This is a genomic window from Aestuariivivens sp. NBU2969, from assembly GCF_019931125.1.
In the GTDB taxonomy this organism is placed as follows: domain Bacteria; phylum Bacteroidota; class Bacteroidia; order Flavobacteriales; family Flavobacteriaceae; genus Aestuariivivens; species Aestuariivivens marinum.
The window spans coordinates 72,468-98,687 of the sequence record NZ_JAIOUU010000009.1; the positions used below are offsets into that span (position 1 = coordinate 72,468).

A 26,220-nucleotide genomic window follows, 5' to 3' on the forward strand; every position below is an offset into this window, starting at 1 on the left:
GTTTTTTAAGGGGCAATTTAACCAATAACCGCTTTCCATGTCATTGTTTTAAAGTAATTTTAACATCAGAAAATTTTAGATTCCAGTTTCCATCTGCATTTTTATGATCCAGAGCGATTTTAATACCTTTAAAATCTTTATAATTTTCAAATGTGTTAATCAGTGAAGGAGTTGTACTATTTCCTTTTCTAAAGATCCATTCTTTTATAAGGTATGTATCGTCAAAAAACAGATCGTATGCGTCCCCGGGTGTATAACCTCCTATATTGGAGTAGGTTAGGGTTACTTTATTTAGGCTGTCTTTACTAATGGGAGCCTCAACTTTAGTTGGATTTGAAATTTCTAGACCATCATCCCAAACCAACTGAAAAGGGATTAGCAGCCAAAACTTATCATTTATAAAAGCACGGTCTATTTGTATTACTGTTGAATCTATATTAGAACGGTTATAATTTAGGGTAATGGTGTCTTTGGTATAGGTAACGGCATTAGTTTTAGGGTTCCATTTCCAATGTCTTTTGCCATTAAAATTAAAAGCAACTTCAGATACGTTTTTCCAGTTTTCGAAACCATGGGCATTGGCAATATTTTGGGCAATACTAAGCTTATTTTCTTTTTTATGGTTATTGCATGAAACAAAAAATAAAACTAGGAGAAGGGCAAGACATAAGTTTTTCATTATTTTAGTTTTTGTAAATATAATACATCGTGACGAATGTAAATCATAACTATATTATATGTAATAGTCTACAATAAAGAGGGTTTTTATTGAGGTCGTAAAACCCTAACTTATTACTGTTCTAAGGGGTTTTAATTTGGTTTTTTTGATTGTTGTTATAAAGACTTGTTAGCCATATTTCAGGATGGGTCAATATTGTAGCCAACGGTTTGGTGTATGATTTTGTTGCGTGAAAATCTGTGAGGATTTTCAGAGAGGAAAATCAGAAACAATGAATTATAGGACACGTTATTAGCTAACTTTAAGAACTGGAACTTTCAAAGTCTTTTAAAGATTTTCCATTCTTTAGTTTCCATTCTGTAAGACCATTGGCATTTCTACCCATCACAATGCTAGCTGCTGCCGAAGCACTGGAGAATACATAGTCATTCGGGAAAAATAACTCTCCATTAACAGTTTCCAAAACGCCATCATCAATAAGTTTATTACGAATTTTTATTAGATTTTCGGTCATTGATGGAGTTGTGCTCAAAGCAGCTTTCGATTTTTTGTGAACCAAAAAACCGTCTGATGTGATTTCTCCACTAGCGTCTGCACCTCTTGCTGCTTTAATGTAAAAGGTTTCTTCTTTTCTTTTTTTAGACGATTTAACCACTCTAATTTCTTCAAAAACTCGATGTCCCAGAGTGCTAACTAACATCTTGATATTCTCTAGAAATTCTTCCATTTCAGCTCTATCCGATTCCGAAATTGAAGGAAGATTAGGTGTAGTATTGTTTATTATTTCGTATCGATTTATGTTATTGGCAATTGAGAACAATCTGTTTTCTAGATATTTTATATGAGCCTTGTTAAGATTTTCATCTTTGCTGGTAAAGGAAATTTCTTCGGTCCAAAAGTCTTTTTGAGTTAAATGTTGGAGAAGTCTTTTCAAAACGATTTCAGCTTCACCAATATACACTAGATCTTTACCTGACTCATTTTTTCCAAATAGTAGATAAATACCTGGATTTTGTAAATCATCTCTATCCACGCAATCTTTTATTTTTGTTCTTGGAATTTTATATGCTTTTCCAGTCCAATTCGATAATTCACAGATCATACGACCGTTTGGATCTCCATCAATTAGAAATAGTTTAATTGTTTTTGCGAATTTCATTTAAGTTCTTAAATGTTTTACAACGGTTTGCTATGATTTCGGCGTGGATAAAATCCGCAGGATTTGTCCGAAGAGAAATAAGCTTGGTTAAAAGTACAAATTTTCTAAAATAGTGCATAAGCCACGCTGAATGATAGCCGTGTTATGGCTTTTTATTTTCTTAATTTTATTTTTCTTGTTTGTGCCACTTTAAGTTTTTTCTTTTTCAATTTGCCATTTTCTACTTTAATATAGCTATATCTTTTTTGTGACACCCAATTTCCATTCTCATCATATCTATATTCAAGTGTATAACAAACATTATCATCCTTGTTCAAATTTCGTTCCCAATAGATTATGTCTCCATGTTCGTTATATTTTTTTGTTGATTTTTGCTTGTACTCGCCCTCATGCTTGATTGGTCTAACATTAGAAGATTTTAAGTTATGCCGATTGTCATAAACATTCACCTTCATTTTATTGTTTTCAACATCGTACTCAGCTGTTTCATAACCATATAAATTTCCGTTTTGATCATAGTTAGCCAATTGAATCAAATTTTGTTTGTCATCAAAGTCATACTTCCAATATTCTAGTGGTTGATTACCTGCATTATATTGTATTTGAATGAAATTATTTTGATTATCATACTCATAGATTGTGTAACTGGTTTGATAACCTAAAGTATTAATCCATTTTTTGTTATCTATCCTAACTATTCTTCCTAAGCTATCGTACTTATAGAGATTTAACCAAATCAATTTATTTTCTTCATTGAATCTTTGTAGACTCATTAAGCCCATAGAAGAATTAAATTTTTTATGTTCGATTTCTGTTTCAGAACCATCAGAATTGTAAAAAGTGGTTTTCTCGATTATTTCTTCAATTCCTTCATATTTATCATACATGTGCAGATTTGATAAATAGCTACCAATAGATTGTGAAAATGTTATTTGGGTAAAAAACAAAAGAAAGATTAGATGAAATGTTTTCATAGATTAATTAGTAGTTTATAATGTGCCTTAGATATAATATAAGCCTAAGGCACTTATGTGCTACTATTAGTACACAATATAGATAAAGATAATTACAAGATCAAAAAAGGCATATATTAATGCGATACATTTTTTAACACCTCTGGCATTTTTGCCTTAAAGCGTTTTAAGCGTGGTATGGAAACGCTTTTAATATAGCTGTTGTTTGGGTGCAGGCGCTCGTAATTTTGGTGGTAGTCCTCTGCTTCCCAAAACTTTTTAAAAGGCAATACTTCGGCAGCGATTTTTGCATTTAATGCTTTGGATAAAACGTCTTTCTTTTTTAAAATAATGTTCTTTTGGGTGTCATTTTGATAGAAAATTATGGAACGGTATTGGGAGCCATAATCGGGATGCTGTCCATTAAACTGAGTAGGGTCTTGTGATGCGAAATAGACATCTACCAAGGTTTCAAAGCTAACTACATTGGGGTCGTATATAACTTCTACAGCTTCGGCATGTCCAGTACGGCCAGTGTTGCTGGCTTCATAAGTCGGGTTTTTGGTATGCCCACCAGAGTAACCACTTATGGCGTCTTCTACACCTCTTACACTTTCGTAAATGGCTTCTACACACCAAAAGCAACCACTTGCAAAATAGGCACGGGCCTTTCCATTTTTTATAGGAACTTCAACAGGGGTCTTATTTTCTGCAGATTGTTGTGATGCCTGTTCTTGGGCATTGTTTTTACAATTAAAGAGAAGTATAAATAATACTAGGGCTGCTATACGATTCATAAAATTTATTTTTTGCTTTAGACGTATTAATTTATAAAAACTTAATTTAAAATTATAAAACAATAAAAAAGCCCTCATTAAAAATGAAGGCTTTAATGTATTTTGTTTTAATGGATTATAGTTTAGCAAATAACTTTTCCATTTTAGATTTTTGTTCTTCGGCTAAAGCAGCGTCAACTAAAATACGCCCACTATGCTCATCGGTAATTACTTTTTTACGGGAAGCAATTTCAACCTGTACTTGTGGTGGAATGGTAAAGAAAGAACCGCCAGAAGCCCCTCTTTCAATAGGTACGACCGCTAAACCATTTTTAACACTGCTACGAATTCTATTGTAAGCGGTCACCAGTCGGTCTTCAATTTGGTCTTTATATTCTTCTGATTTTTGAATTAAAGCCTGTTCTTCTTTCTCGGTCTCGGCTAAAATTGCGTCAAGCTCCCCTTTTTTGTGCTTTAAATGAGTTTCACGTTCTTTTAAACGCTCTTTGGTTTCAGCAATTACTTCTTTCTTCTGCTCTATTTGCGCTTTAAATTCCTTGATGTGCTTTTCAGCCAATTCTATTTCCAATTCCTGAAATTCAACCTCTTTGGTAAGCGAGTTATACTCTCTGTTATTTCTAACATTCTTTTGCTGTTCGGTATACTTTTTTATAAGCGCTTTGGCTTCTTCAATAAGATTTTTTTTAGAAGCTATATCGTTGTCTATTAACTCTAGGCTTGAAACTAATTTTTCAAGTCTAATGTTTAGTCCAGCTACTTCATCTTCTAAATCGCGCACTTCTAAAGGCAGTTCTCCACGAACATTTCTAATTTCGTCAATACGGGAATCGATTAATTGTAAATCGTATAAAGCTCTTAAACGCTCTTCTACAGTTGCTTCTTTCTTTTTAGCCATACTTTAAAAATACTTAACAGGATTGGTGTTTGTGTTTGATAAAACGACTGCAAAATTAGTAATTTTTTTTGTAAGATACGCTACTAGAAGGTTTTTTGTGAAGTGTTCACTTTCATAATGCCCAATATCTGCTAAAAGGATATTGTTTTCGGCCGTAAAAAAGTCATGATATTTTAAATCGGCAGTTATAAACGCATCAGCACCTGCACGTTTAGCTGCTTGGATGGCAAAACTACCCGAGCCTCCAAGAACGGCTATTTTCTTTATGGATTTACTGGTCAAAGCCGAATGCCTAATACACTCCGTTTTCATAGTTTTCTTAACATACCTTAAAAAATCAATTTCACTTAATGCTGTTTCAAGTTCACCAATCATTCCCATACCAATGTTTTGGTTTGCATTATCTAGAGTAGTTACTTCGTAGGCAACTTCTTCATAGGAGTGTGTTTCGAAAAGGGTCTTTAATATTTTTGATTCTAAATGCTTTGCAAACGTAATGGTAATTTTGGTTTCCTTTTCGGTATGAGTTTTCCCTTTGGAACCTTTTGTAGGGTTGGAATTTTCGTTGCCATTAAACGTGCCATAACCCTCTACATTAAAACTACAGTCATTATAGTTTCCAATACTACCTGCTCCTGCTTGAAATAATGCCTTTCGTAATTGATCTGCTTCGGCAAAAGGAACATAGGTGGTTAATTTTTTAATGGTGCCCGGTTGTGGGATGAGGATTCGTTTATTGGTTAATTGAAATTGGTTGCATATCATGTCGTTTACGCCTAATAATGAATTATCTAAAGCCGTATGCATGCTATAAATCGCAATATCATGCTTTATGGCTTTCATAACAACACGTTCAACATATGTTTTTCCGTTAAGTTTTTTTAGACCTTTAAAGATAATAGGATGGAAGCTTACTACTAGATTGCAGTTGTTTTCGATAGCTTCGTCGATAACCGCTTCAAGAGTGTCCAAGGTCACTAATATGCCTTTTAATTTAGCCTTTTTGTCTCCAACTAAAAGACCTACATTGTCAAAATCCTCAGCATAATTTAGAGGAGCCAACGATTCTAAATGATTAATGACATCTTGAATAAGCATATTATTTTCATTTATTGATTATTAAACAAATATAAAATATTTACTTTGCTATTATGAACTTATTGCGGAAGATAGTATTTCCTGTAGTCCCCATTTATTATTTGGTGACCAGTGTAAGAAACAAATTATACGATTTAGGGTTAAAGACCTCTAGGTCATTTAATTTTCCAGTAATTTGTGTTGGGAATTTAAGTGTTGGAGGGACCGGTAAGACCCCCATGATTGAATATTTAATCCGTTTGTTTAGGGAAGACTACAAAGTAGCAACGCTTAGTAGGGGTTATGGCCGAAAAACGAAAGGGTTTCTCTTGGCTAATGAAAATGCTGATGCTGAAAGTCTAGGGGATGAACCTTTTCAGTTTTATAATAAGTTTAAAGGAAATATACAGGTAGCGGTTGATGCCAATCGAATTAATGGTATTGAGCAGTTAAGGTCATTGCCCGAAAAGCCAGAACTTATTTTGTTAGATGATGCTTTTCAGCATAGAAAGGTAAAGGCGGGCTTAAATATTTTGCTTACTACTTACGATAATTTGTATACTCATGATTTTATGTTGCCGTCTGGAAATTTAAGAGAACCTAAAACAGGGGCCAACCGAGCTGATATTATCGTAGTTACAAAGTGTCCGATGCAGTTAAGTAATCTTGAAAAAAAAACTGTTTTGAGGCAGATTAACCCAAAGGGTAATCAACAGGTATTTTTTAGTTATATTCAGTATGCTGATGAAGCAAAATCTTTAGTAAAGACCATTAAAATTGATGCTTTGCAGCATTTTACTTTGGTAACAGGTATTGCTAATCCAACACCGTTGGTTGAATTTCTAAAAAACAAAGGGCTTCGTTTTGAGCATTTAAGCTTTAAGGACCATCATAATTTTTCTGTTCAGGATATTGAAAAGCTTAAAGTAGAAACAATTATTTTAGCTACAGAAAAGGATTTTGTAAGATTGAAAAAGTACAATGTTTTAAGGGGTAAGTTGTATTACTTGCCAATAGAAATTAAAATAGAAAATGCAAAAGTGTTTGATAACCTTTTGAGAAGTTTTGTAAAAAGTTATTAGGCAGATTTTTTCTTTTTGTTAAGAGCATTGAATAGTTTCTTTTCAAACTCTTCCTGTTTAAAAGGTTTAGGGATTATATCGGTAAATCCAGCTTCATCAAACTCTTGCATTCTATCCTCGATAGTTACGGCAGTTAGTGCAAAAATGGTTAATTCTTTATCAAATGTTCTAACAATTTTGGTCGCTTCAATACCACTAATGCCGGGCATGTGAATATCCATTAACACAATATCGTAATTATTGGTTTTAATCTTATCTACCGCATCTTCACCATTGTCTACAATATCGCATTTTAGATTCATTTTAGTTAGAATCTTTTTGGTGATCATTTGGTTGATTTTGTTGTCCTCGACTACCAATATTTTAACTTTTGTTAAATCAACTTCATTTGTTTCTTCAGAAAAATACGATTGTTTTGTTTCCTTAATTTCACCTTGTTCTGTATATTCCAGTGGAATTTCGAAATAGAAGGTTGTGCCTTTACCCAATTCACTAGTAAGATATATTTTACCATTGAGTATGTCTATCAACCCTTTAACAATAGAAAGCCCTAAGCCAGTACCACCATATTTTCTATTAATTTGAATTGATCCTTGGGAGAAGCTTTCAAACATATTGTCCTGTTTTTCTTTGCTAATACCTATACCATTATCTTCAACCTCAAACCTTAGGGTGTAAGTATTGTTTTGCTGTTCAATTTTATAAACCCTTATCCAAATATCACCATCTTTTGTAAACTTAATGGAGTTGCCAATAAGATTGATTAAGATTTGTGATATCTTAATTTGATCTGCAATAAAGTTTTTAGGTAAATCTTTAGGGTAATCAAAATGTATTTTAATATTGTTATCCAATGCCGAATTGTTTAAGGCCATAACAATATTGCTTATTTTGTTTTTTAAGTTAAACGGTTCGGGTTCTATATTTACCTTATTGGCCTCTATTTTATTGAGTTGAAGAATGTCGTTAATAAAAGTAAGCAAATAATCTCCTGAAAATTTTAGTGATTTTAAGTGTTGGATTTGTTCAGGTTTAGGATCTTCGTCCAATAACATATTGCTCAGTCCAGTTACAGCATATAATGGTGTGCGTAACTCGTGCGTCACGGTTGACAGAAAATTGGCCTTGGTCTTAGAGGCCAACTCGGCCTTTTCTTTAGCAATAATAAGCTCACTGTTTTTTTTATGGAGCATGTTATTGGTCTTTAATCTGATATTGTTGTTTTTGTATAATGACAAAGTTAACAGGGACAAAATAGTAATTAAGGCAACACTTAGTATTGATATAAGGTTTACCATGTGATTTTTGTTTTCGGCTTCCTTTATATCTTCGTTTGCTTTTTTCAATTCTTCAGTGGTATCTGCCATTAAATATTCAATACGTTTTTCTGGAGAAAGGTTTTCGAGCTGTAAAGATCTTAATGAGTCAGATAGTTTTATATGACTTTTAAGATAGCTGTAGGACGTCTTATAGTCATCTAACTTTCTACTTATATCACTCAAAATCAAATAACAATCATTTAAAACACTAGTATAGTTGTATAGTTTTGCTAGCTTTAAACTTTCATTTACTAAAGTTGAAGCTCGTCTGGTGTTACCTTGTACAAGATACACTTCACTAAGGTTAACTAATCCTTTGCTTTGGATTTGGGATTGGTTTGAATTTTTTGATAGGTAGATGGATTGATCTAGGTGTGTTATGGCGTTTTTGTAATTTTTTAGTTTTATGTAAGTAATGCCTTCGTAAAGTAATATTTCTGCTAACTTTTCATTTAGCTCTTCTTCTTCAAATTTAGATTTCGCTGCTCTATATTGTTCTAAAGCAAGATTGTATTCTTGTTTTTTTAAATAAATATCGCCAAAGATTTTATGGGAATCTCCAAGATTGATATTATCATTATTTAGTCGTTGAATTCTAATAGCTTGGTTAATGGACTTAATGGCCTTGTCCTCTTCTTCTACAATTAATTGTAACTTTCCTATAGCAGCATAAATGATTCCTAAACGGGATTGATTATTGGCATCAGTAGCTAATTTTAGAGCAATGTCAAGTTTTTTTTGTGCTTCAAAATAATCGAAGTTTTCAATATCGTTTATAGACCCCTGGATATGGTAATCAATGCGATTCTGAATGATTTCTGGATCCTCTTCTATTGAGTTTTGCGCAAAGGACAGTAGACCAAAGCATATTAAAAATACAGGTATGTAAAGTTTTATATGGGGCATTATAAAATAATCTTACCGACAAATATAATTATTTTACCGACAAAACACACTTTTTTTCCGATAAATTGCATAATAAATCAATTATTCTTTGAGAATAACCTGTTTCATTATCATACCAGCCAATAATTTTTACCATGTTTCCAATTACCGAGGTCATTAACGAATCGAAAATACAGGAATGTGTATTTCCAATAATATCAATAGAAACAATGGGGTCTTCAGTATATTGGATAATATTTTTGAAATGATTATTTGAAGCTGTTTTAAAAGCAGCGTTTATTTGGTTGATTGAAACCGTTTGTTGTACATTAAACGTAATATCGGTTAAGGAACCATTTATTACGGGAACCCTAATGCCACATCCGCCAATAACATTAGAAAGTTCGGGGAAAATTTTAGTAAGAGCTTTAGCTGCACCTGTTGTTGTGGGAACTATTGATTGTCCAGCAGCTCTGGCACGTCTTAAGTCGCGATGTGGTTGGTCGTGAAGGCTTTGGTCTGTGGTATAAGAGTGTACTGTAGTAATATAAGCTTGATCAATACCACATAGTTTGTTGATTACATCTATCATAGGTGCGGCATTGTTTGTTGTGCACGAGGCATTTGAAATAATGGTTTCTGTTCCATCTATAATACTATCATTAACACCCATTACAATAGTTTTAATGTCGCTGTCTAGTGGAGGTACACTTAAAATAACACATTTTGCACCATTGATTAAATGGTAATCTAAATCAGGGGTAGATTTAAATTTTCCTGTAGATTCTATAACAAAATCAACATTAAAAGGCTCCCAATCTATTTGTTTTGGATGATTTTTATTTAAGAGCGGGATGGATTCATGGTCTACTATAATAGAATTAGTGCTATGTTTAATTTCAGCAGGGAAAATGCCATGTATGCTATCGTATTTAAGTAAGTGGCTTAAGGTTTTGCTATCGGATAAATCGTTAATGGCAACAACCTTAATGTATTTATGATTTTGAAGTAATCTAAAAATACGTCGGCCTATTCGGCCAAAGCCATTAATGGCAACATGTGTCATAGTCTAATGAATGTGTTTTTGTGCATGGTAGGAAGAACGTACCAAAGCACTACTTTCTACATGCCTAAAACCAAGTCCTAAGGCAATTTGTTTGTACTCGTCAAACTGTTCAGGGCTTATAAACTGTTTTACTGGTAAATGTTTTTTACTAGGTTGTAAGTACTGCCCAATAGTTATAACATCTACCTCATTAGATTTTAAATCGTGCAAGGTCTCTATTACTTCCTCTCTAGTTTCTCCAAGTCCTAGCATGATTCCCGATTTCGTTCGGCGTTGCCCTTGTTGTTTTAAATATTTTAAAACACCGAGGCTTCTATCATATTTTGCTTGTATGCGTACTTCGCGTGTTAAGCGACGCACCGTTTCAATATTATGAGACACAACTTCCGGAGCTACATCAATAATCCTATCAATATGCTGTTCTATACCTTGAAAATCTGGGATAAGTGTTTCAAGGGTGGTTTTTGGGTTCATCCTACGCACTGCTTTCACGGTTTCTGCCCACATGATGCTTCCCATATCCTTAAGATCATCTCGGTCTACACTGGTAAGTACGGCATGTTTTATGTTCATGATTTTAATGGAGCGCGCCACCTTTTCAGGTTCATCCCAATCTATGCTTTCTGGTCTTCCTGTTTTAACGCCACAAAAGCCACAGGAACGGGTACAAATGTTTCCTAGGATCATGAAGGTTGCCGTGCCTTCTCCCCAGCACTCACCCATGTTCGGACAACTACCCGATGTACAAATAGTGTTTAAGTTATATTTATCAACTAAACCCCTTAATTCAGTGTATTTTTTTCCTGTTGGTAATTTTACACGGAGCCACTTTGGTTTTGGTACTCTTTCTTTTGGTAAGATGTTTGAAACGGTTTCTGTATTCATGCTATTAAATAAGGCACAAAGATACAAAGTATTGTGTTAATCTTGAATGGTTTGGTGTGCCTAAAGTTAGAAAGTGTCTTATGGGTAAAAGCTTCCATTTGTGTTATGTTGAGCTTCTCTTTTGCTTTTTTATTATGTCTGCCAGTAATTTTTTTGCCCTTAAGAGTTTTACCTTAACATTGTTTATAGGTTCCCCTAATTCCATGGATATTTCTTTATAACTCAATTCCTGAAAATACCTTAAGTTAATAATTTTTTGATAATGAGGCTTTAGCTTTTTTATGTCCAACAGCAATTTGGCCAAATGCTGTTCGGTAATAATTTTATCTTCGGGAGAAGGTGATTCATCTAAAACTCTATAGGCTTTGTCATCATCACGGGAAATGATTTTTGATATCGATTTTTCTTCTTTTCTTAATAAATCGATATGGATATTTTTTGATATAGTGATTAGCCAAGTTTTAAATTTGTAGGATTCATCAAAAGTATCAATCCTATCAAATGCTTTAGAAAATGTTTGAATGGTAATATCTTCTGCATCATTTTCGTTTTGTATACGTTTTAATTGAAAGCCATATACATCATCCCAATATAAGTCTAGTAAAAAATTGAATGCTTTTTGGTCGTTCTTTTTGGCGCGTTTAATGGCTTCTTTTATTTCCAATGATTAGGCTTTGAAACAAGATTGTTTATAAATATAAATAATTGTATGCTAATTAAGAAAATTTCTAAAAAAGGAATTAATACTATTAGGTCTTTACTGTTTAATTTTTTAGAAGCTACACCAACTATTATATATTGTGCCATTAGTCTAAAACTTAAAAAAATAATAACCAAAAGCCATTGGTGTGTAGTAAACAATAGTATCAAAGTCAATATCCAAAAAACAAGTTGTATAATGTAAATTAATGCCAAAGATAATTTATGCTTTAATTTATAATGTCTAGCAGTAGATATATGGCGTTTTTTTTGTAAAAACCACTCTTTAAAGTTAGTTTTAGCAGGTGAGGTTGTGAAACTGTTTTTATTGAAACAAATGGAAACATTTTTAGATGTGGCTACTTGATTGATAAATAGATCATCATCGCCCGATTTAATGCGCATGTGATCCATAAAGCCATTGACTTTAAAAAACAGATTTTTTTTATAGGCTAAATTTCTGCCAACACCCATGTAGGGCATACCTATTTTAGTAAATGAAAAATACCGAAGTGCGGTTGTTAAGGTTTCAAACCTTATAAGTTTGTTTAAAAAAGAGTTTTTAATTCTTGTATGGCCCCCAAATCCTAATACTATTGACTTTTGGCTATTGAAATGTCCAACCATTTCACTAATCCAATATTTGGATACGGGCTTACAATCAGCATCGGTAAATAAAAGTAAATTATGTTTTGAAGCTTTGATACCAAGTGTTAAAGCATATTTTTTATTACCCCAAAACGCTTCAATAGGTTTAACATTTACGATTTTGATATTGTTGTGTTTTTCGGCAAACTTTTGCATGATTTCCAAACTGTCGTCATGCGAAGCGTCATTAATTAAAACAAGTTCAAATTCGGGATAGTTTTGTTGAATGATAGCTGGTAAAAACTGCTCTAAATTTTCTGCTTCATTTTTTGCACAAACAATAACCGAAACAGGTGTTCTGTTTAAATTTGTTTTGGTGGGTTTTGAAAACGAAAACCTACCATAAATAAATAGATAAATAGTAACTTGGATACATGCTACAATAATAAAAATGTAGAGTAGAATGTCAAGAATTTGCATGAACTAATTAGGAATGTTGAGGTTCGTTACATTCACTGTATTGGTCTGGAGTTCTTCCACAAAAGCCACAAGTTTCACCCTCTTTGTTAAGCATTGGGTTTTGACTGGCACAGGTGCCAGCAAACTTACCATCTTTTTTTGCCCAAATTTTTATGGCAATTCCAGCTAAGCCCAAGCCTAATAATATAAACGTTATTAAAAGAAGTTTCATCTGTGATAAATAATTTGTACAAAGATAGGTAGTTTTATAAAATTAAAAAGCCTCAATTTCAAATTGAGGCTTAATTAATATAATATTTCTTTTTCTATTGTAAGCTTATGTGAGCAACCGAATTATCTAATGATGCTATGGAATTACCACCCTTTGGTTCTATGGTAATGTTAAGAGCTAAAGCATCTTCGGTATAAGGTATTGCTCTTAACTGTCGGTCCTCTTCTGTTAAAATACCTAAACTTACCATTTTACCTTGTAATTCAGCCCATATTTGGAAACATTGTTCTTCAGGTAATTCTGGTAATGAAACCACATCAATCATAGATGTTTTTTCTCTTGGATTAATGTAGGCAACAGTTTTTAATTTGCTCGCACGATTATTGCCTTGAATAATATATTTATAGGTTTCGGGGTCATTAAGTTTTACAAACTGTTGCATTACGGCGTCTAATTTCGCATTGTTTTCCTCTATGTCACTACGTAAATCAAAAAGTTCATCAACTACCGTTTGGTTTTCTTCACTTAGTAAGTGATTGTAGTTACTAAGTTTTTGGTTTTGCTTGAAGAACAAAAAACTGGTGCCAGCAAAAATAATAGAGGCTACACAGGCTGCTACACCTATTTTATACCAAGATTTATATTTTTGAAAGGTGCTTATGTTTACAACTGGAGTGTCATCTAGTTCATCTAAAACAGCTTTTAAGATGTCTTTTGGAGCTTCAATTGCATTACTTTTAGCAATAACTTCTAGGTTAAATTGCATTGTATTGTAAGCATTTTGCACTTCTGGATATTTTGAGATATATGTCTCGACCTGTTCTGTTTCAGCAATAGTAGTTGTGCCAATTAGATATTTTTCTAAAAGTCCAGAATCTAAAAAAGTATTTATTTTTTCATCCATGACAATTTTTATTGCGGATCGTAAATTTTTTTCAGTTCACGCAATCCAATTTTTAATCTCGATTTTATAGTACCTAGTGGAATGTCTAATTCGTCACTAGCTTCTTGTTGTGTCATGCCCTCAAAAAAGAGAGCGTTTATTACAATTTGATATTTTTCGTCTATAGTTTTTAAATGCTTCTTAATATCTAATACGTCTTGGTTTAACGTGTTCGATGTAATCTTATATACGGATGAAACTTCTATTTGGACTTCCTTTTCGGTTTTATTTTTTAAGGACCGTACTTTGTCTATGGCCGTGTTATATGCAATTCTATATAACCAGGTAAAAAGTTTAGCTTTAGAGGCATCATATTTTTTTGCATAACGCCATATCTTAACAAAGCTTTCTTGTAAGACATCTTGAGCAATTTCGTCATCAATAATTATTTTTTTAATAACACCGTAAAGTGCATCAGCATAATTGTTATAAAGCAGTGTTATGGCCTTTTTATCACCGTTTCTAAGTAATGAAACTATTTCTTTTTCTATTTCTGAAATCAATCTTTTGTTAATTTAAAAGTATTAACTGCTTAATACTGGATTATATCAAATGTAGAAATTTCTTTTAATACTTTATAGAATATTTACTTCAGCTTCTAGGGTTATATTAAATAATCTTTTAATAGTTTTTTGAATTAACCTGGAAAGTTTCAATATATCTTCACCTTTTGCATTGCCATAATTGACCAACACCAAAGCCTGTTTATTATGAACGCCATAATCATTAAATCGTTTACCCTTAAATCCAGCTTTTTCAATAAGCCAACCGGCTGGGACTTTTATTTCATCTTCAGAAACAGGATAGCATGGAATAAGGTCAAAGCTTTTTAACAACTTATTGTAATGTGATTTTGATATAATAGGATTTTTAAAAAAACTGCCACTATTGCCAATCTCTTTTGGATTAGGTAATTTACTTTCCCTAATAGCAATAACTACTCGGGAAATGTCTTTTATGGTCGGGTTATTTACGTTCAGGGTTTCAAGTTGCGAAGCAATGGCACCATAGTTAATGTGCAACTCGTGGTTTTTTTTGGTTAGCCTAAATGTAACACTGGTAATAACATATTTGCCCTTGGATTGCTGTTTAAATATGGAATTTCTATAACCAAAGTTACAATCTTCTTTAGAAAAGGTCTTTAGAGTTTTGTTTGCAACTGATAAAGCCTCACAGGACACAAAAACGTCTTTAAGTTCAACACCATAGGCTCCTATGTTTTGAATGGGGGCAGTGCCTACATTACCTGGTATGAGTGACAAATTTTCAATACCGCCATACCCTTTGTTTAGGCACCAAAGTACAAATTCATGCCAGTTTTCGCCTGCATAGGCTTTAATTAAAACATTGTCTTCATTTTCTGAAATAATATCAATGCCTTTTATGTTGAGGTGAATTACAAGTGCGTCTTGGTTTTTTGTGAGCAACATATTGCTACCCCCTCCCAAAATAATTTTGTTTGGATATTTTTTTTGTGATAAAACAGACTTTAATTCGTCAATGCTAGATACGGAAACAAAATGTTTAGCAATAGCATCAATGCCAAATGTGTTATAAGGTTTTAAGGATATGTTGTCTTGAATGAACACTAATTGTTGTAAATCTTTAAAGCCTCTTTTATAATATTAACTGCTTTTATTAAACTTTCCTTATTAAGTACGTATGCAATTCGTATTTGGTTTAAGCCAACATTAGGTGTAGAGTAAAAGCCAGCAGCAGGAGCAACCATAACCGTTTCACCATTAATGTTAAAATCCTCTAATAGCCATTGCGCAAAATGATCGGCATTTTTTATTGGCAGTTCGACTACACAGTAAAAGGCACCATTGGGCTTAGCAACTTTAACACCTTCAATTTTTTCTAATTCATTAATTAAGGTATTGCGGCGGCCTACATACTCTTCTATAACGGCATCAAAATAACTTTGAGGGGTTTCCAGTGCAGCCTCGCTTGCTATTTGAGCAAATGTAGGGGGACTTAAACGTGCCTGTGCAAATTTTAATGCCGTTTGTATGATGGTTTTATTTTTTGAAACCAAACAACCTACACGAGCCCCACACATACTGTAACGCTTAGATACTGAGTCTATCATAATGGCGTGGTCTTCAATACCTGGTTCTTGCATAACTGAGTAGTGCTTGTGCCCATCGTAGGCAAACTCCCGGTAAACTTCATCAGCTATTAAAAACAAATCGTGTTTTTTAACCAAGCTAGCTAATTTTTGTATTTCTTCCTGAGAATATAAATAGCCCGTTGGATTTCCTGGGTTACATATTAGAATAGCTTTGGTCTTTGAGGTGATAAGTTTCTCAAATTCCTCAATAGGTGGTAAGGCAAAGTTGTCTTCAATCTTAGAAATTACAGGTACAATATTAATCCCTGAAGCTGTTGAAAACCCATTGTAGTTGGCATAAAACGGTTCTGGGATAATCACTTCATCATCGGCATCCATAATGGAACCAAAAGCAAATAATAGAGCTTCACTTCCACCTGTAGTCACTATAATATCATCGTGGGTAACTTCTATATTATTTTTTTCATAATAGTTGGCAATTTTAATGCGGTAGGTCTCTGAGCCTTCTGATCGTGAATAAGCGAGTATGTCCAATGATAGGTTCTTCACGGCATCGAGTGCAATTTGAGGCGTTTTTATATCGGGTTGGCCAATATTTAAATGATAAATGGTTTTTCCGTCCTTAATAGCTTGTTCTGCGTAAGGAACCAGTTTTCGTATGGGTGATTCTGGCATAGCCCCCCCCTTCTTTGATATATTTGGCATTTTAGTAAAATTTAATTTGAGATTGCAAATTTGGGAAAATTATCTTAAAGTTTTTTTAAAAAATGGGTTTAAATAATGTCTCTATTTTAAAGATTCGTAAATTGAATGAATAAATTTGTTTCTATCAATGCATAGAGTTTTAAGTTTTATTTTACTGATCTTTTGTTTTACTAATACAGCTTTTTCTCAAGGGAAGTTTACTGTACAAAATAAAAACAAATCAGATAAGGTTAGGTTTAAGTTTATCAATAACCTTATAGTTTTTCCAGTAGAAATAAACGGTGTAGAGCTTTCTTTTTTATTAGATACAGGCGTTAGCAAACCTATAATCTTTAACATATTAAATATTTCCGATTCCCTGAAGATTAAAGATACTGAGCTTATACAATTACGTGGTTTGGGAGATGGGGAGACGGTTGAAGCATTAAAGTCTACCAATAATGTTTTTAGAATAGGAGATGCTATTAAATTAAATCAGGACCTTTACGCAGTATATGATTCAAATTTAAATTTTGCTCCCAGATTGGGGATTCCGGTCCATGGTATTATTGGATTTGATTTATTTAAGGATTTGGTTGTGGAAATTAATTATACCCATAAATTTCTTAAGCTTACAGAACCAGATCATTACAGGTATAAAAACTGTAAGACATGTGAGCGATTTTATTTGGAGTTCTATAATAATAAGCCTTACATTAATGCATCGGTAAGTATTAATAACAAAAATATCCCCGTTAAGCTTTTACTTGATTCTGGCGGAAGTGATGCCTTGTGGTTGTTTGAAAATGAAGCTTTAGGTATAAAATCCAGTAATAAATTTTTCAATGATTTTTTGGGACTTGGTTTAAGTGGTAGTGTTTATGGAAAACGTTCTAGATTAGATGCTTTTTCTCTTAAAGGTTTTAGCTTGAAGGATGTAAATGTGGCATTTCCGGATTCATTGTCAATTTTTTATGCAAGGCGTTTTAAAAATAGAAATGGAAGCATTTCGGGAAATGTCCTCAAGCGATTTAATATTATAGTGGACTATCAACGGGGCATTATAACTTTAAAAAAGAATAGTAATTTTAATAGTAAATTTACGTATAATAAAAGCGGTATAGAGTTGGCCCATGATGGAGTTAGGTTAGTAAAGGAGAAAAATAATGACAGTAATACTATAGCAAATTCAAATAATCAAGAGTTAAACGGTACTAAAATTGTGTTGAATAATGAATATAAGCTGTTATTAAAACCAGCTTTTAAAATTGTTGAATTAAGGCGTGATTCCCCTGCTGATAAGGCAGGTCTCAAGCTTGGTGATATTATTTTATCTATTAATGGAAAACAAGCGCATCAACACAGTTTGCAGGATTTGACACATATATTTTATGATGACATAGGAAAACGTATTAGGTTAAAAATTGATAGGAATGGTTTGGTTATGGGATTTTCGTTTATTTTAGAAGACGTATTTTCTGATTAATGAGGCTTTATTATACTGTTTCCCAACAAAAAACCCGAACAGTGAGCTGTTCGGGCTTTTTGTTGCAAGTAAACAATTTATTTACTGCTGTACAATACTTTTATCTTTCTTTTCCAAGACGCTTTCCTTGCTCGAATCGACTACTAATCCTTTTATTTTTAAGGCTACGGTAGGGGTTTCAGCATTAGAAATAACTGTGATGGTCTTTCTAATAGGGTTCACTCTGTTGGTGTCGTATTTCACTTCAATTTCTCCAGTTTTTCCAGGTAAAATAGGGTCTTTTGGTTTTTTAGGAATAGTACAGCCACAGCTGGATTTTACTTGTGATATAATTAAAGGTTCATCGCCTGTATTGGTAAATTCAAAAACACGAACACCATCAGAACCTTTTTCAATAGTTCCATAATCAATAGTATCGCTTTTAAACTCAATTTTAGCTTGAGCATTCATTGAAAAACTCAATAAACCAATACATAACATAGTAATTAATTGTTTCATCTTTATAATTTTTTAGTTAATTAATTCAACATTCAATTAAGCATTTTTAAATGCTTTAGCTTCATAAACCAAGTCAAACATACTTACTTTTTCTTCAAACAACAAAAATATTAGACATACTGCACAAGTATTAACATATTCAACTTAGTGAAATGTACCATGCTTCTGTTGTTTTGCACTGTTTTTTGTAAACCTATTGGTTTCACAGCTAAAGAAATATAAGTACTTTTGCACTCTAATTGTCAAAAACTATTCCAAAGTATGCAAATTCCATCAAAATATGATGCAAGCCAAGTAGAAGGTAAGTGGTACGATTACTGGATGAAACATAATTATTTTCATTCTACACCAGACGAAAGAGAACCTTATACCATTGTAATACCTCCTCCAAATGTTACTGGTGTGTTGCATATGGGGCACATGCTTAACAATACCATACAGGACGTATTAATACGTCGTGCACGATTACAAGGTAAAAATGCCTGCTGGGTGCCCGGAACAGACCATGCTTCTATTGCTACTGAGGCAAAAGTAGTTGCTAGGCTAAAGGAGCAAGGCATCAATAAAAATGACTTAACACGCGATGAGTTTTTAAAATATGCTTGGGAATGGAAACATGAGTATGGAGGTATTATTTTAGAACAATTAAAAAAACTTGGCGCATCCTGTGATTGGGATAGAACAGCCTTTACCATGGATCCCGCTTTGTCTGAGTCTGTTATTAAGGTTTTTGTAGACTTATATAATAAAGGTTTGATATACAGGGGGTATCGGATGGTGAATTGGGATCCAGAAGCAAAAACGACTTTATCGGACGAAGAAGTGATTTATGAGGAACGTCAAGGCAACTTATATTACTTAAAGTATGATATAGTAGGGTCTGATGAAAAAGTGACCATAGCCACCACTCGCCCAGAAACCATTTTAGGTGATACTGCGATTTGTATTAATCCAAATGATGAACGTTTCATCCATTTAAAAGGGAAAAAGGCCATAGTGCCTTTGTGTGAAAGGGAAATACCGATAATTGAAGACGATTATGTTGATGTTGAGTTTGGTACGGGCTGTTTAAAAGTCACACCAGCACACGATGAAAATGATAAGGCTTTAGGGGATAAGCACAATTTAGACGTTATCGATATATTTAATGCCGATGCCACATTAAATTCCTTTGGGTTGCATTACGAAGGAAAAGATCGCTTTGTGGTACGAAAGGAAATTGCAAAGGAGCTGGAAGACAAAGGCTATTTGGTAAAAGTTGAACAATATACCAATAAAGTGGGGACTTCCGAAAGGACCAAATGTGTTATAGAGCCTAGATTATCAGATCAATGGTTTTTGAAAATGGAAGAACTCGCTAAGCCAGCTTTAGATGCTGTTTTAGGAGACGATAGGGAGGTAAAGTTGTTCCCAAGAAAATTTGAAAATACTTATCGTCATTGGATGGAGAATATACGTGATTGGAATATATCACGACAGTTATGGTGGGGACAACAAATCCCGGCCTATTACTATGGTGATGGAAAAGATGATTTTGTGGTGGCTGAAACCATGGAAGAAGCTTTAGAACTTGCCAAACAAAAAACCAATAACCAACAATTAACAACCAGTGACTTAAGGCAAGATGAAGATGCCTTGGATACTTGGTTTTCGTCTTGGTTGTGGCCCATGAGTGTTTTCGATGGGATTAGGAATCCTGAAAACGAAGATATAAAGTATTATTATCCTACCAACGATTTGGTGACGGGGCCCGATATTTTATTTTTCTGGGTTGCCCGTATGATTATTGCTGGTTATGAATACAAAGGAGAACGTCCGTTTAAAAATGTTTATTTAACAGGTTTAGTGCGCGATAAGCAACGCCGAAAAATGTCTAAGTCATTGGGTAATTCACCAGATGCCCTAAAACTTATTGAAGATTATGGTGCAGACGGTGTTCGTGTTGGGTTGTTGCTGAGTTCTGCAGCGGGTAACGATTTGTTATTCGATATAGCCCTTTGCCAACAAGGTAGAGGATTGGGTAATAAAGTATGGAGTGCCTTTTATTTAACAACACTATGGGAGGTTTCAGAAACTATAGATCAGCCCCAATCGAGCAAAATAGCTTTAGACTGGTACAAAGCTAAGTTTAATCAAACTTTGACTGAAATTGAAGATCATTACAGTAAGTACCGTTTGAGTGATGCTTTAATGGCAATTTATAAATTGATCTATGATGATTTTTGTGGTTGGTTATTGGAAATTGTAAAGCCGGCTTTTGAACAGCCCATAGATGCCAAAACATACCATGAGCTTCTTGCTGTTTTTGAGGATAATTTAAAAGTATTGCATCCGTTTATGCCTTTTATTACTGAAGAAATATGGCAAACCATGAAAGTGCGCACACCAAAAGAGGCTTTAATTATTGCCAAATATCCTAATGTTGAAGCATCAGATAAAGAACTTATATATCAATTTGATTTTGCTTCTGAAGTGGTTTCTGGAATTAGGACTATTCGTAAAGATAAAAATATACCATTCAAAGATGCAATAGATTTGATTGTGATAAATAATGAAGGTGTTTCAAAAAGTTTTGATGCGGTCATCAAAAAATTAGGAAATGTGGAAAACCTATCTTATTCAGGAGATGGTTTATACGGCGCAATGAGTTACCGAGTAAAGTCTAATGAATACTTTGTTCCTGTTTCATTGGATAACGTTAATAGGGAAGAGGAAATTAAAAGGCTTACAGAGGAACTAAACTATATTGAAGGTTTTTTGAAGTCGGTAAAAAAGAAACTGTCTAACGATCGTTTTGTTAATAATGCACCTGAACAGGTGGTGGCAATGGAGAAGAAAAAAGAGGCTGATGCTTTGGCTAAAATAGAAACCCTAAAGGCCAGTTTGGCCAGTTTGAAATAATAAAGATTTAGTTAGACTAAAGATTATCAGCTCCATTATTCTCAATATCACTTATGTGGTGTTCGAGTGCTTTTACAGAAATCTGTATTTCTACAATCAAGAGTGCTAAGGATAAAATGAGTAAAAGCAAAGCCAAACCAAATACCCAAATGGCTATGGTGTGTTGTTGAATGTAAATTAAAAACATGGTGAGCACGCAAAGCAATAAACTGGTAATGCCAAAAATTTGCATGGAACGGGTTAAGTAAAGCCGCTTCTTAATATTCTCTATTTGTTTTATAAATACTTTATTTTTTTTCTTTTGGTACTTATCATGGAGGTCCCTAACAACAGCAGCATAAGCCAAAAACCTATTGGTGTAAGCCAGCATGATTAAAGAAATAGCTGAAAATAATAGTGCAGGTGTTGTTAAAGTAAGTTGTTCCATAGTGGAATTTTGTGCAAATTTATCAATTTGTTTAATAATATGGATTTAGAATTTGTTAGTTTTAGAGTAAGTTTTATCTTTCTAATATGCAAGAAGACTTTTTACATTACCTCTGGAAATATAAAAAAATTGACCTTCATAGATTAAAAACTGTTCAAGGCGAAGTAATTGTAGTTAAGTCAGTTGGGCAACATAACTGTAATGCAGGCCCCGACTTTTTTAATGCCCAGTTACAAATTGGTGAACAGCTTTGGGCGGGCAACGTAGAAATGCATGTAAAATCGGCAGATTGGTTTTTACACAATCACGAAAAGGACAAAACTTATGATAATGTTATCTTGCATGTGGTATGGGAGCATGATACGGAAGTCTTTAGAAGTGATAATACCACTATACCAACATTACAGCTTAAAGATTATATTCGGACAAATGTATTGGGTAATTACAAAGCATTATTTGCTACGAAAAATAGTTGGATTAACTGTGAAAATGATTTCCATAGTATAGATAGTTTTTTATTGAGCAATTGGCTGGAACGTCTTTATTTTGAACGTTTGGAACGAAAAGCATTAACTATTGAATCGCTGTTAGAAACTTCAAAAAATGATTGGGAAGCTGTATTGTTTAAACTTTTGTCTAAGAATTTTGGTTTAAAGGTCAATGGTGAAGCTTTCTTTAGTATGGCAAACGCAACAGATTTTTCAATAGTTAGAAAAATTCAATCCAACCAGCAAAATCTAGAAGCCTTATTTTTTGGTCAGTCAGGTTTATTATTGGATACTATAGAAAATGGTTATTATAATATCTTAGTGAAGGACTATGAGTTTCTTAGGCAGAAATTTAAATTAGAGAACTCAAAAGTGCTGCCTTTGCAGTTTTTTAGGTTAAGACCCTCAAGTTTTCCAACTATACGCTTATCACAGTTGGCTAATCTGTACCATTTGCATCAAAATTTGTTTTCAAAAATTATCAAATCAACAACATTGAATGAGTTTTATAAATTGTTAAAGGTTGCAACTTCAACCTATTGGCAAAGCCATTACACCTTTCAAAGAGAATCTAAACCATCAATTAAAACTATTTCAAAAGCTTTTGTCGATTTATTGCTTATCAACACCATAATACCTTTAAAATATTGTTATGCCAAACAACAGGGAAATCCAGTAGATGATGAAATATTAAAACTCATTTCAGAAATCAAATCTGAACAGAATAGCATTGTAGAAGCCTTTCAAAAGTTAAACCCAATAGTAACATCAGCCTTACATTCGCAAGCTTTGGTTCAGTTAAAAACAGAATATTGCAGCAAAAACAGATGTTTGCAATGTGCTATAGGAAATAAGCTTTTGCACAAATAATGTAAGATTATAAATATTATGGTTAATATCAATTAACCATTAACTTCTTTAGAAATTAACTTTTAAACTAAAAAAGGAAATACTAAATTGCGACATGAATGTTTATAAACCATTACTTTTTTTTCAAAAGCATGGCTATTATGTATGCCAGCGTATTGCAGATCGATTGGGTATTAGAGCTAAGGTAGTGCGTACGTCGTTTATGTACCTAACCTTCGTGACTTTAGGTTTTGGTTTTGCATTATATTTGTTTTTAGCATTTTGGATACGCATTAAAGATTTAATTTATACGAAACGCTCATCAGTTTTCGATTTATAATTATATGACTAATCACCTAATCCGTTTTTTTAGAACCAAAATATACACAGCTTTATTTTTGTTATGTGTTATCATGTTAATTGGTGTAGTAGGCTATGTTGTAATATCTGGTTATTCATGGGTCGATGCCTTTTATATGACTGTAATAACCATGACTACCGTTGGTTTTGGAGAAGTGGTGCCATTAAATGAAGAGTCCAAGGTTTTTACAATATTTTTAATACTGGCTAGTATAGTAATTGTGGGATATGCCTTATCGGTTATTACGGAATATATCTTAAGTAAAAATAATTTAGAAGAATTAAAACACAGGAGAATGCAAAAACAAATTGATGGCTATAAAAACCATGTTGTGGTTTGCGGCTATGGAAGAAATGGGAAGCAGGCCGTTAAAAAGCTAATGGCACATAAAAAAGCTTTTGTGGTGATTGAAAAAAATAAGGAACTGGAAGAACGCCTTCAAATAGATGGAGTACCATATATAATTGGAAATGCTAATGAAGATGAGGTATTAATACAAGCTGGTGTGGATCGGGCTTCTAATTTTATTTCAGCATTACCAAATGATGCCGATAATTTGTTTGTGGTCCTCTCAGCTAGGCAAATAAATAACGAAATCAATATAATTAGCAGGGCATCTAGCGAGTCGTCTTATGATAAATTGAAGTTTGCCGGGGCGAATAACGTGATTCTTCCAGATAATATTGGAGGTAATCATATGGCATCGTTAGTAGTTGTTCCAGGATTAATGGAATTTGTCGATAATTTGAATATCATAGGTAAAAACAATATTAATATAGAGGAAGTAGCGGTTGAAAAGTTGCATACTAAAACATCTGGTAAAACCATTAAGGATTTAGATTTAAGAAAAAAGACAGGTTGCACGGTCATTGGTTATAAGGACGAGAATGGTGATTATTTTGTAAATCCTGAAGCAGAATTGGAGTTGGCTCCTAACTCCAAGATAATTGTTTTGGGGCGTCCAGAACAAATAGAAGCTTTAAATGCAGTTTATAATATAGATTAGCTTTTTCTATTTTAACAGCTTATGTTTTAAAAAACAAATAATTTTTAGCATCTTGCTACCTTTTAAAATAAAATTGTCAAAAACTAACCAATTTTTAATTTCTTATGAAGAAGTATCTCCTTACCATATTTTCAATACTTTCGCCAATTTTAATTTTTGCCCAAAAATCGACTTCTGAAAAGATCGATGAGACTTTCAAAGAATACACGAGTTGGTTTGTTGAGGCTATTTTTTATGAAATTCCATTTTCAGACGCATATCAAATTCCGTGGGTATTGATTGTATTAATAGGTGGTGCTCTGTTCTTTACATTCTATTTTAAGTTTATAAATATTACAGGCTTTAGAACGGCTTTGCGGGTTGTTCAAGGCAAATATGAGGATATTGAAAAACATGGTGCAGACACACTATATGGAGATCCTACTCCAAACGAAGACCATAATATTATTGAAACATTAAGGGACGATAGTGCCCATGGCGAAGTATCCCACTTTCAAGCCTTAACGGCAGCTTTGTCGGCGACCGTTGGGTTGGGAAATATTGCAGGAGTGGCAGTAGCACTATCAATTGGTGGTCCTGGAGCTACGTTTTGGATGATTCTTGCTGGTTTGTTGGGTATGGCATCTAAGTTTGCCGAGTGTACCTTAGGGGTTAAATATAGGGATGTTGGTGAAGATGGTACGGTTTACGGTGGTCCTATGTATTATTTAACCAAAGGACTCAAGGAAAAGGGTCTGACAGGATTAGGTAAAGTGTTGGCTGTTTTATTTGCCATTTTCGTAATTGGAGGCTCTTTTGGTGGTGGAAATATGTTTCAGGCTAACCAGGCAGCGGCTCAGTTTGTGAAATTATTTGATTTTGAAAGTTCTAACGCAGGAATGTATTTTGGTATTGTTATGGCAGTAATTGTTGCTATAGTAATTATAGGAGGCATAAAGAGAATTGCTTCAGTAACAGAAAAGGTCGTACCGTTTATGGCAGGAATCTATGTTTTGGCTGCTTTAATTATTTTAGGAGTAAATTGGAATTTAATAGATGATGCTTTTGGTTTAATATTTGAAGGTGCGTTTTCTGGGCTTGGTATCGCAGGAGGGCTAATAGGTGTTATGATTCAGGGTATAAGAAGGGGGGCGTTTTCCAATGAGGCTGGTGTGGGTAGTGCTGCAATAGCACACTCTGCTGTAAGAACAAAATATCCTGCAAGCGAGGGTATAGTAGCGTTATTAGAGCCTTTCGTAGATACTGTGGTTATTTGTACTATGACGGCTTTAGTGATTGTTATAACTAACTTTGACGGTAGTTTTATGGAGTATGGTGTACCAATTAAAGAGGGTGTTGAGCTAACAGCTACTGCTTTCGATAGTGTCATTCCCCATTTCTCGATTGTATTAACAGTTGCAGTAATTTTATTTGCTTTTTCTACTATGATTTCGTGGTCTTACTATGGTATGCAAGGTTGGGTGTATTTGTTCGGTAAAGGTAAAGTAAGTGACTTGGTCTACAAGGTGTTGTTTTTGATTTTTGTCGTAGTTGGTTCATCCATAAGTCTAGGAGCTGTGATTGATTTTTCAGATGCTATGATTTTTGCCATGGTGGTTCCCAATATCATTGGAGTGGTGCTGTTGTCGCCGGTAATTAGTAGGGAGCTTAAAAAATATTACAACGCCATCAATATAAAACATGATGCCTTAGATGAAGGAGCAGAGGACCTTACAAAGCATATGTAAC

25 protein-coding genes are annotated in these 26,220 nt (G+C 33.6%); 7 read left to right on the forward strand and 18 right to left on the reverse strand.

Annotated elements, in window-relative coordinates; genetic code table 11:
• Nucleotides 1–40 precede the first annotated feature (40 nt).
• From K7G79_RS08420 to K7G79_RS08445, 6 genes are all read right to left on the reverse strand, one after another.
• Nucleotides 41–679 carry a hypothetical protein gene (locus K7G79_RS08420; RefSeq protein ID WP_223550988.1) on the reverse strand — a complete coding sequence of 213 codons (639 nt, stop codon included), beginning with the start codon at nucleotides 677–679 and terminating at the stop codon, nucleotides 41–43.
• 301 nt (nucleotides 680–980) lie between these two features.
• Nucleotides 981–1,838 (reverse strand): GIY-YIG nuclease family protein, encoded by an 858-nt coding sequence (locus K7G79_RS08425; RefSeq protein WP_223550990.1) that lies wholly within the window; start codon nucleotides 1,836–1,838, stop codon nucleotides 981–983.
• A 152-nt stretch (nucleotides 1,839–1,990) separates the two neighbouring features.
• Nucleotides 1,991–2,812 (reverse strand): hypothetical protein, encoded by an 822-nt coding sequence (locus K7G79_RS08430; RefSeq protein ID WP_223550991.1) that lies wholly within the window; start codon nucleotides 2,810–2,812, stop codon nucleotides 1,991–1,993.
• 116 nt (nucleotides 2,813–2,928) lie between these two features.
• Nucleotides 2,929–3,588: a peptide-methionine (S)-S-oxide reductase MsrA gene (gene msrA / locus K7G79_RS08435; protein ID WP_223550993.1), complete on the reverse strand. Its 660-nt coding sequence runs from the start codon at nucleotides 3,586–3,588 to the stop codon at nucleotides 2,929–2,931.
• 115 nt (nucleotides 3,589–3,703) lie between these two features.
• On the reverse strand, nucleotides 3,704–4,483 hold the full coding sequence (locus K7G79_RS08440) for a zinc ribbon domain-containing protein (RefSeq protein ID WP_223550995.1): 780 nt from the start codon (nucleotides 4,481–4,483) through the stop codon (nucleotides 3,704–3,706).
• 3 nt (nucleotides 4,484–4,486) lie between these two features.
• Entirely contained in the window at nucleotides 4,487–5,581 is a 1,095-nt protein-coding gene (locus tag K7G79_RS08445) for a Nif3-like dinuclear metal center hexameric protein (RefSeq protein ID WP_223550997.1), read from the reverse strand.
• Nucleotides 5,582–5,634: 53 nt separating this feature from the next.
• On the opposite strand from K7G79_RS08445, the gene lpxK reads away from it, so the two are divergent.
• Nucleotides 5,635–6,642 carry a tetraacyldisaccharide 4'-kinase gene (gene lpxK, locus K7G79_RS08450; protein ID WP_223551000.1) on the forward strand — a complete coding sequence of 336 codons (1,008 nt, stop codon included), beginning with the start codon at nucleotides 5,635–5,637 and terminating at the stop codon, nucleotides 6,640–6,642.
• Here the strand turns inward: lpxK and K7G79_RS08455 are convergent.
• The 10 genes from K7G79_RS08455 to K7G79_RS08500 all read right to left on the reverse strand — a co-directional run bounded on the left by K7G79_RS08455 (nucleotide 6,639) and on the right by K7G79_RS08500 (nucleotide 16,497).
• On the reverse strand, nucleotides 6,639–8,867 hold the full coding sequence (locus K7G79_RS08455; RefSeq protein WP_223551001.1) for an ATP-binding protein: 2,229 nt from the start codon (nucleotides 8,865–8,867) through the stop codon (nucleotides 6,639–6,641). The two genes, lpxK and K7G79_RS08455, sit on opposite strands and share 4 nt — an antisense overlap.
• Before the next feature lie 28 nt (nucleotides 8,868–8,895).
• Nucleotides 8,896–9,912 (reverse strand): type I glyceraldehyde-3-phosphate dehydrogenase, encoded by a 1,017-nt coding sequence (gene gap / locus K7G79_RS08460; RefSeq protein WP_223551003.1) that lies wholly within the window; start codon nucleotides 9,910–9,912, stop codon nucleotides 8,896–8,898.
• 3 nt (nucleotides 9,913–9,915) lie between these two features.
• The gene (gene lipA / locus K7G79_RS08465; protein WP_223551005.1) at nucleotides 9,916–10,797 is read right to left on the reverse strand and encodes a lipoyl synthase; all 882 of its coding nucleotides are present in this window, start codon (nucleotides 10,795–10,797) and stop codon (nucleotides 9,916–9,918) included.
• A gap of 103 nt (nucleotides 10,798–10,900) precedes the next feature.
• Entirely contained in the window at nucleotides 10,901–11,461 is a 561-nt protein-coding gene (locus K7G79_RS08470) for an RNA polymerase sigma factor (RefSeq protein ID WP_223551007.1), read from the reverse strand.
• Nucleotides 11,452–12,564: a glycosyltransferase gene (locus tag K7G79_RS08475; RefSeq protein ID WP_223551008.1), complete on the reverse strand. Its 1,113-nt coding sequence runs from the start codon at nucleotides 12,562–12,564 to the stop codon at nucleotides 11,452–11,454. The genes K7G79_RS08470 and K7G79_RS08475 overlap by 10 nt, the downstream gene beginning before the upstream one ends.
• A 7-nt stretch (nucleotides 12,565–12,571) precedes the next feature.
• Nucleotides 12,572–12,775, reverse strand: a complete 204-nt coding sequence (locus K7G79_RS08480; protein WP_223551010.1) for a membrane or secreted protein — start codon at nucleotides 12,773–12,775, stop codon at nucleotides 12,572–12,574.
• 94 nt (nucleotides 12,776–12,869) lie between these two features.
• Nucleotides 12,870–13,679, reverse strand: coding sequence for an anti-sigma factor (locus K7G79_RS08485; protein ID WP_223551012.1), 810 nt, complete (start codon nucleotides 13,677–13,679; stop codon nucleotides 12,870–12,872).
• Between the two features lie 8 nt (nucleotides 13,680–13,687).
• The gene (locus tag K7G79_RS08490) at nucleotides 13,688–14,221 is read right to left on the reverse strand and encodes an RNA polymerase sigma factor (RefSeq protein ID WP_223551014.1); all 534 of its coding nucleotides are present in this window, start codon (nucleotides 14,219–14,221) and stop codon (nucleotides 13,688–13,690) included.
• Between the two features lie 72 nt (nucleotides 14,222–14,293).
• On the reverse strand, nucleotides 14,294–15,307 hold the full coding sequence (murB, locus tag K7G79_RS08495) for a UDP-N-acetylmuramate dehydrogenase (protein ID WP_223551017.1): 1,014 nt from the start codon (nucleotides 15,305–15,307) through the stop codon (nucleotides 14,294–14,296).
• Nucleotides 15,307–16,497 carry a pyridoxal phosphate-dependent aminotransferase gene (locus K7G79_RS08500; protein WP_223551019.1) on the reverse strand — a complete coding sequence of 397 codons (1,191 nt, stop codon included), beginning with the start codon at nucleotides 16,495–16,497 and terminating at the stop codon, nucleotides 15,307–15,309. The genes murB and K7G79_RS08500 overlap by 1 nt, the downstream gene beginning before the upstream one ends.
• A gap of 127 nt (nucleotides 16,498–16,624) precedes the next feature.
• Here K7G79_RS08500 and K7G79_RS08505 point away from each other — a divergent pair, with 127 nt between their 5' ends.
• Nucleotides 16,625–17,962 (forward strand): aspartyl protease family protein, encoded by a 1,338-nt coding sequence (locus K7G79_RS08505; RefSeq protein ID WP_223551021.1) that lies wholly within the window; start codon nucleotides 16,625–16,627, stop codon nucleotides 17,960–17,962.
• An 81-nt stretch (nucleotides 17,963–18,043) separates the two neighbouring features.
• Here K7G79_RS08505 and K7G79_RS08510 read toward each other — a convergent pair whose 3' ends face one another.
• Entirely contained in the window at nucleotides 18,044–18,460 is a 417-nt protein-coding gene (locus K7G79_RS08510; protein WP_223551023.1) for a DUF1573 domain-containing protein, read from the reverse strand.
• A gap of 261 nt (nucleotides 18,461–18,721) precedes the next feature.
• Here K7G79_RS08510 and K7G79_RS08515 point away from each other — a divergent pair, with 261 nt between their 5' ends.
• A complete protein-coding gene (locus K7G79_RS08515) occupies nucleotides 18,722–21,361 on the forward strand; it encodes a valine--tRNA ligase (protein WP_223551025.1) in 2,640 nt (879 codons plus the stop codon).
• Nucleotides 21,362–21,377: 16 nt separating this feature from the next.
• Here the strand turns inward: K7G79_RS08515 and K7G79_RS08520 are convergent, their stop codons facing one another.
• The gene (locus K7G79_RS08520; RefSeq protein WP_223551027.1) at nucleotides 21,378–21,788 is read right to left on the reverse strand and encodes a DUF2721 domain-containing protein; all 411 of its coding nucleotides are present in this window, start codon (nucleotides 21,786–21,788) and stop codon (nucleotides 21,378–21,380) included.
• Between the two features lie 86 nt (nucleotides 21,789–21,874).
• On the opposite strand from K7G79_RS08520, the gene K7G79_RS08525 reads away from it, so the two are divergent.
• The 4 genes from K7G79_RS08525 to K7G79_RS08540 all read left to right on the forward strand — a co-directional run bounded on the left by K7G79_RS08525 (nucleotide 21,875) and on the right by K7G79_RS08540 (nucleotide 26,219).
• Entirely contained in the window at nucleotides 21,875–23,146 is a 1,272-nt protein-coding gene (locus K7G79_RS08525) for a DUF2851 family protein (protein WP_223551030.1), read from the forward strand.
• Nucleotides 23,147–23,240: 94 nt separating this feature from the next.
• The gene (locus K7G79_RS08530) at nucleotides 23,241–23,465 is read left to right on the forward strand and encodes a PspC domain-containing protein (RefSeq protein WP_223551031.1); all 225 of its coding nucleotides are present in this window, start codon (nucleotides 23,241–23,243) and stop codon (nucleotides 23,463–23,465) included.
• Nucleotides 23,466–23,469: 4 nt separating this feature from the next.
• Entirely contained in the window at nucleotides 23,470–24,492 is a 1,023-nt protein-coding gene (locus tag K7G79_RS08535; RefSeq protein WP_223551033.1) for a TrkA family potassium uptake protein, read from the forward strand.
• Nucleotides 24,493–24,596: 104 nt separating this feature from the next.
• Nucleotides 24,597–26,219 carry a sodium:alanine symporter family protein gene (locus K7G79_RS08540; RefSeq protein ID WP_223551035.1) on the forward strand — a complete coding sequence of 541 codons (1,623 nt, stop codon included), beginning with the start codon at nucleotides 24,597–24,599 and terminating at the stop codon, nucleotides 26,217–26,219.
• Nucleotide 26,220: the final 1 nt, after the last annotated feature.

Bases quoted from the DNA above. Each gene is read 5' to 3' on its own strand.
- K7G79_RS08475 (WP_223551008.1), bottom strand. From the start codon at position 12,564: ATGCAAATTCTTGACATTCTACTCTACATTTTTATTATTGTAGCATGT.
- K7G79_RS08525 (WP_223551030.1), top strand. From the start codon at position 21,875: ATGCAAGAAGACTTTTTACATTACCTCTGGAAATATAAAAAAATTGAC.
- K7G79_RS08515 (WP_223551025.1), top strand. From the start codon at position 18,722: ATGCAAATTCCATCAAAATATGATGCAAGCCAAGTAGAAGGTAAGTGG.
- K7G79_RS08420 (WP_223550988.1), bottom strand. From the start codon at position 679: ATGAAAAACTTATGTCTTGCCCTTCTCCTAGTTTTATTTTTTGTTTCA.
- K7G79_RS08480 (WP_223551010.1), bottom strand. From the start codon at position 12,775: ATGAAACTTCTTTTAATAACGTTTATATTATTAGGCTTGGGCTTAGCT.
- K7G79_RS08535 (WP_223551033.1), top strand. From the start codon at position 23,470: ATGACTAATCACCTAATCCGTTTTTTTAGAACCAAAATATACACAGCT.
- lipA (WP_223551005.1), bottom strand. From the start codon at position 10,797: ATGAATACAGAAACCGTTTCAAACATCTTACCAAAAGAAAGAGTACCA.
- K7G79_RS08430 (WP_223550991.1), bottom strand. From the start codon at position 2,812: ATGAAAACATTTCATCTAATCTTTCTTTTGTTTTTTACCCAAATAACA.
- K7G79_RS08440 (WP_223550995.1), bottom strand. From the start codon at position 4,483: ATGGCTAAAAAGAAAGAAGCAACTGTAGAAGAGCGTTTAAGAGCTTTA.
- K7G79_RS08540 (WP_223551035.1), top strand. From the start codon at position 24,597: ATGAAGAAGTATCTCCTTACCATATTTTCAATACTTTCGCCAATTTTA.
- msrA (WP_223550993.1), bottom strand. From the start codon at position 3,588: ATGAATCGTATAGCAGCCCTAGTATTATTTATACTTCTCTTTAATTGT.
- K7G79_RS08485 (WP_223551012.1), bottom strand. From the start codon at position 13,679: ATGGATGAAAAAATAAATACTTTTTTAGATTCTGGACTTTTAGAAAAA.
- K7G79_RS08500 (WP_223551019.1), bottom strand. From the start codon at position 16,497: ATGCCAAATATATCAAAGAAGGGGGGGGCTATGCCAGAATCACCCATA.
- gap (WP_223551003.1), bottom strand. From the start codon at position 9,912: ATGACACATGTTGCCATTAATGGCTTTGGCCGAATAGGCCGACGTATT.
- K7G79_RS08425 (WP_223550990.1), bottom strand. From the start codon at position 1,838: ATGAAATTCGCAAAAACAATTAAACTATTTCTAATTGATGGAGATCCA.
- lpxK (WP_223551000.1), top strand. From the start codon at position 5,635: ATGAACTTATTGCGGAAGATAGTATTTCCTGTAGTCCCCATTTATTAT.
- K7G79_RS08520 (WP_223551027.1), bottom strand. From the start codon at position 21,788: ATGGAACAACTTACTTTAACAACACCTGCACTATTATTTTCAGCTATT.
- K7G79_RS08505 (WP_223551021.1), top strand. From the start codon at position 16,625: ATGCATAGAGTTTTAAGTTTTATTTTACTGATCTTTTGTTTTACTAAT.
- K7G79_RS08445 (WP_223550997.1), bottom strand. From the start codon at position 5,581: ATGCTTATTCAAGATGTCATTAATCATTTAGAATCGTTGGCTCCTCTA.
- K7G79_RS08530 (WP_223551031.1), top strand. From the start codon at position 23,241: ATGAATGTTTATAAACCATTACTTTTTTTTCAAAAGCATGGCTATTAT.
- K7G79_RS08455 (WP_223551001.1), bottom strand. From the start codon at position 8,867: ATGCCCCATATAAAACTTTACATACCTGTATTTTTAATATGCTTTGGT.
- K7G79_RS08510 (WP_223551023.1), bottom strand. From the start codon at position 18,460: ATGAAACAATTAATTACTATGTTATGTATTGGTTTATTGAGTTTTTCA.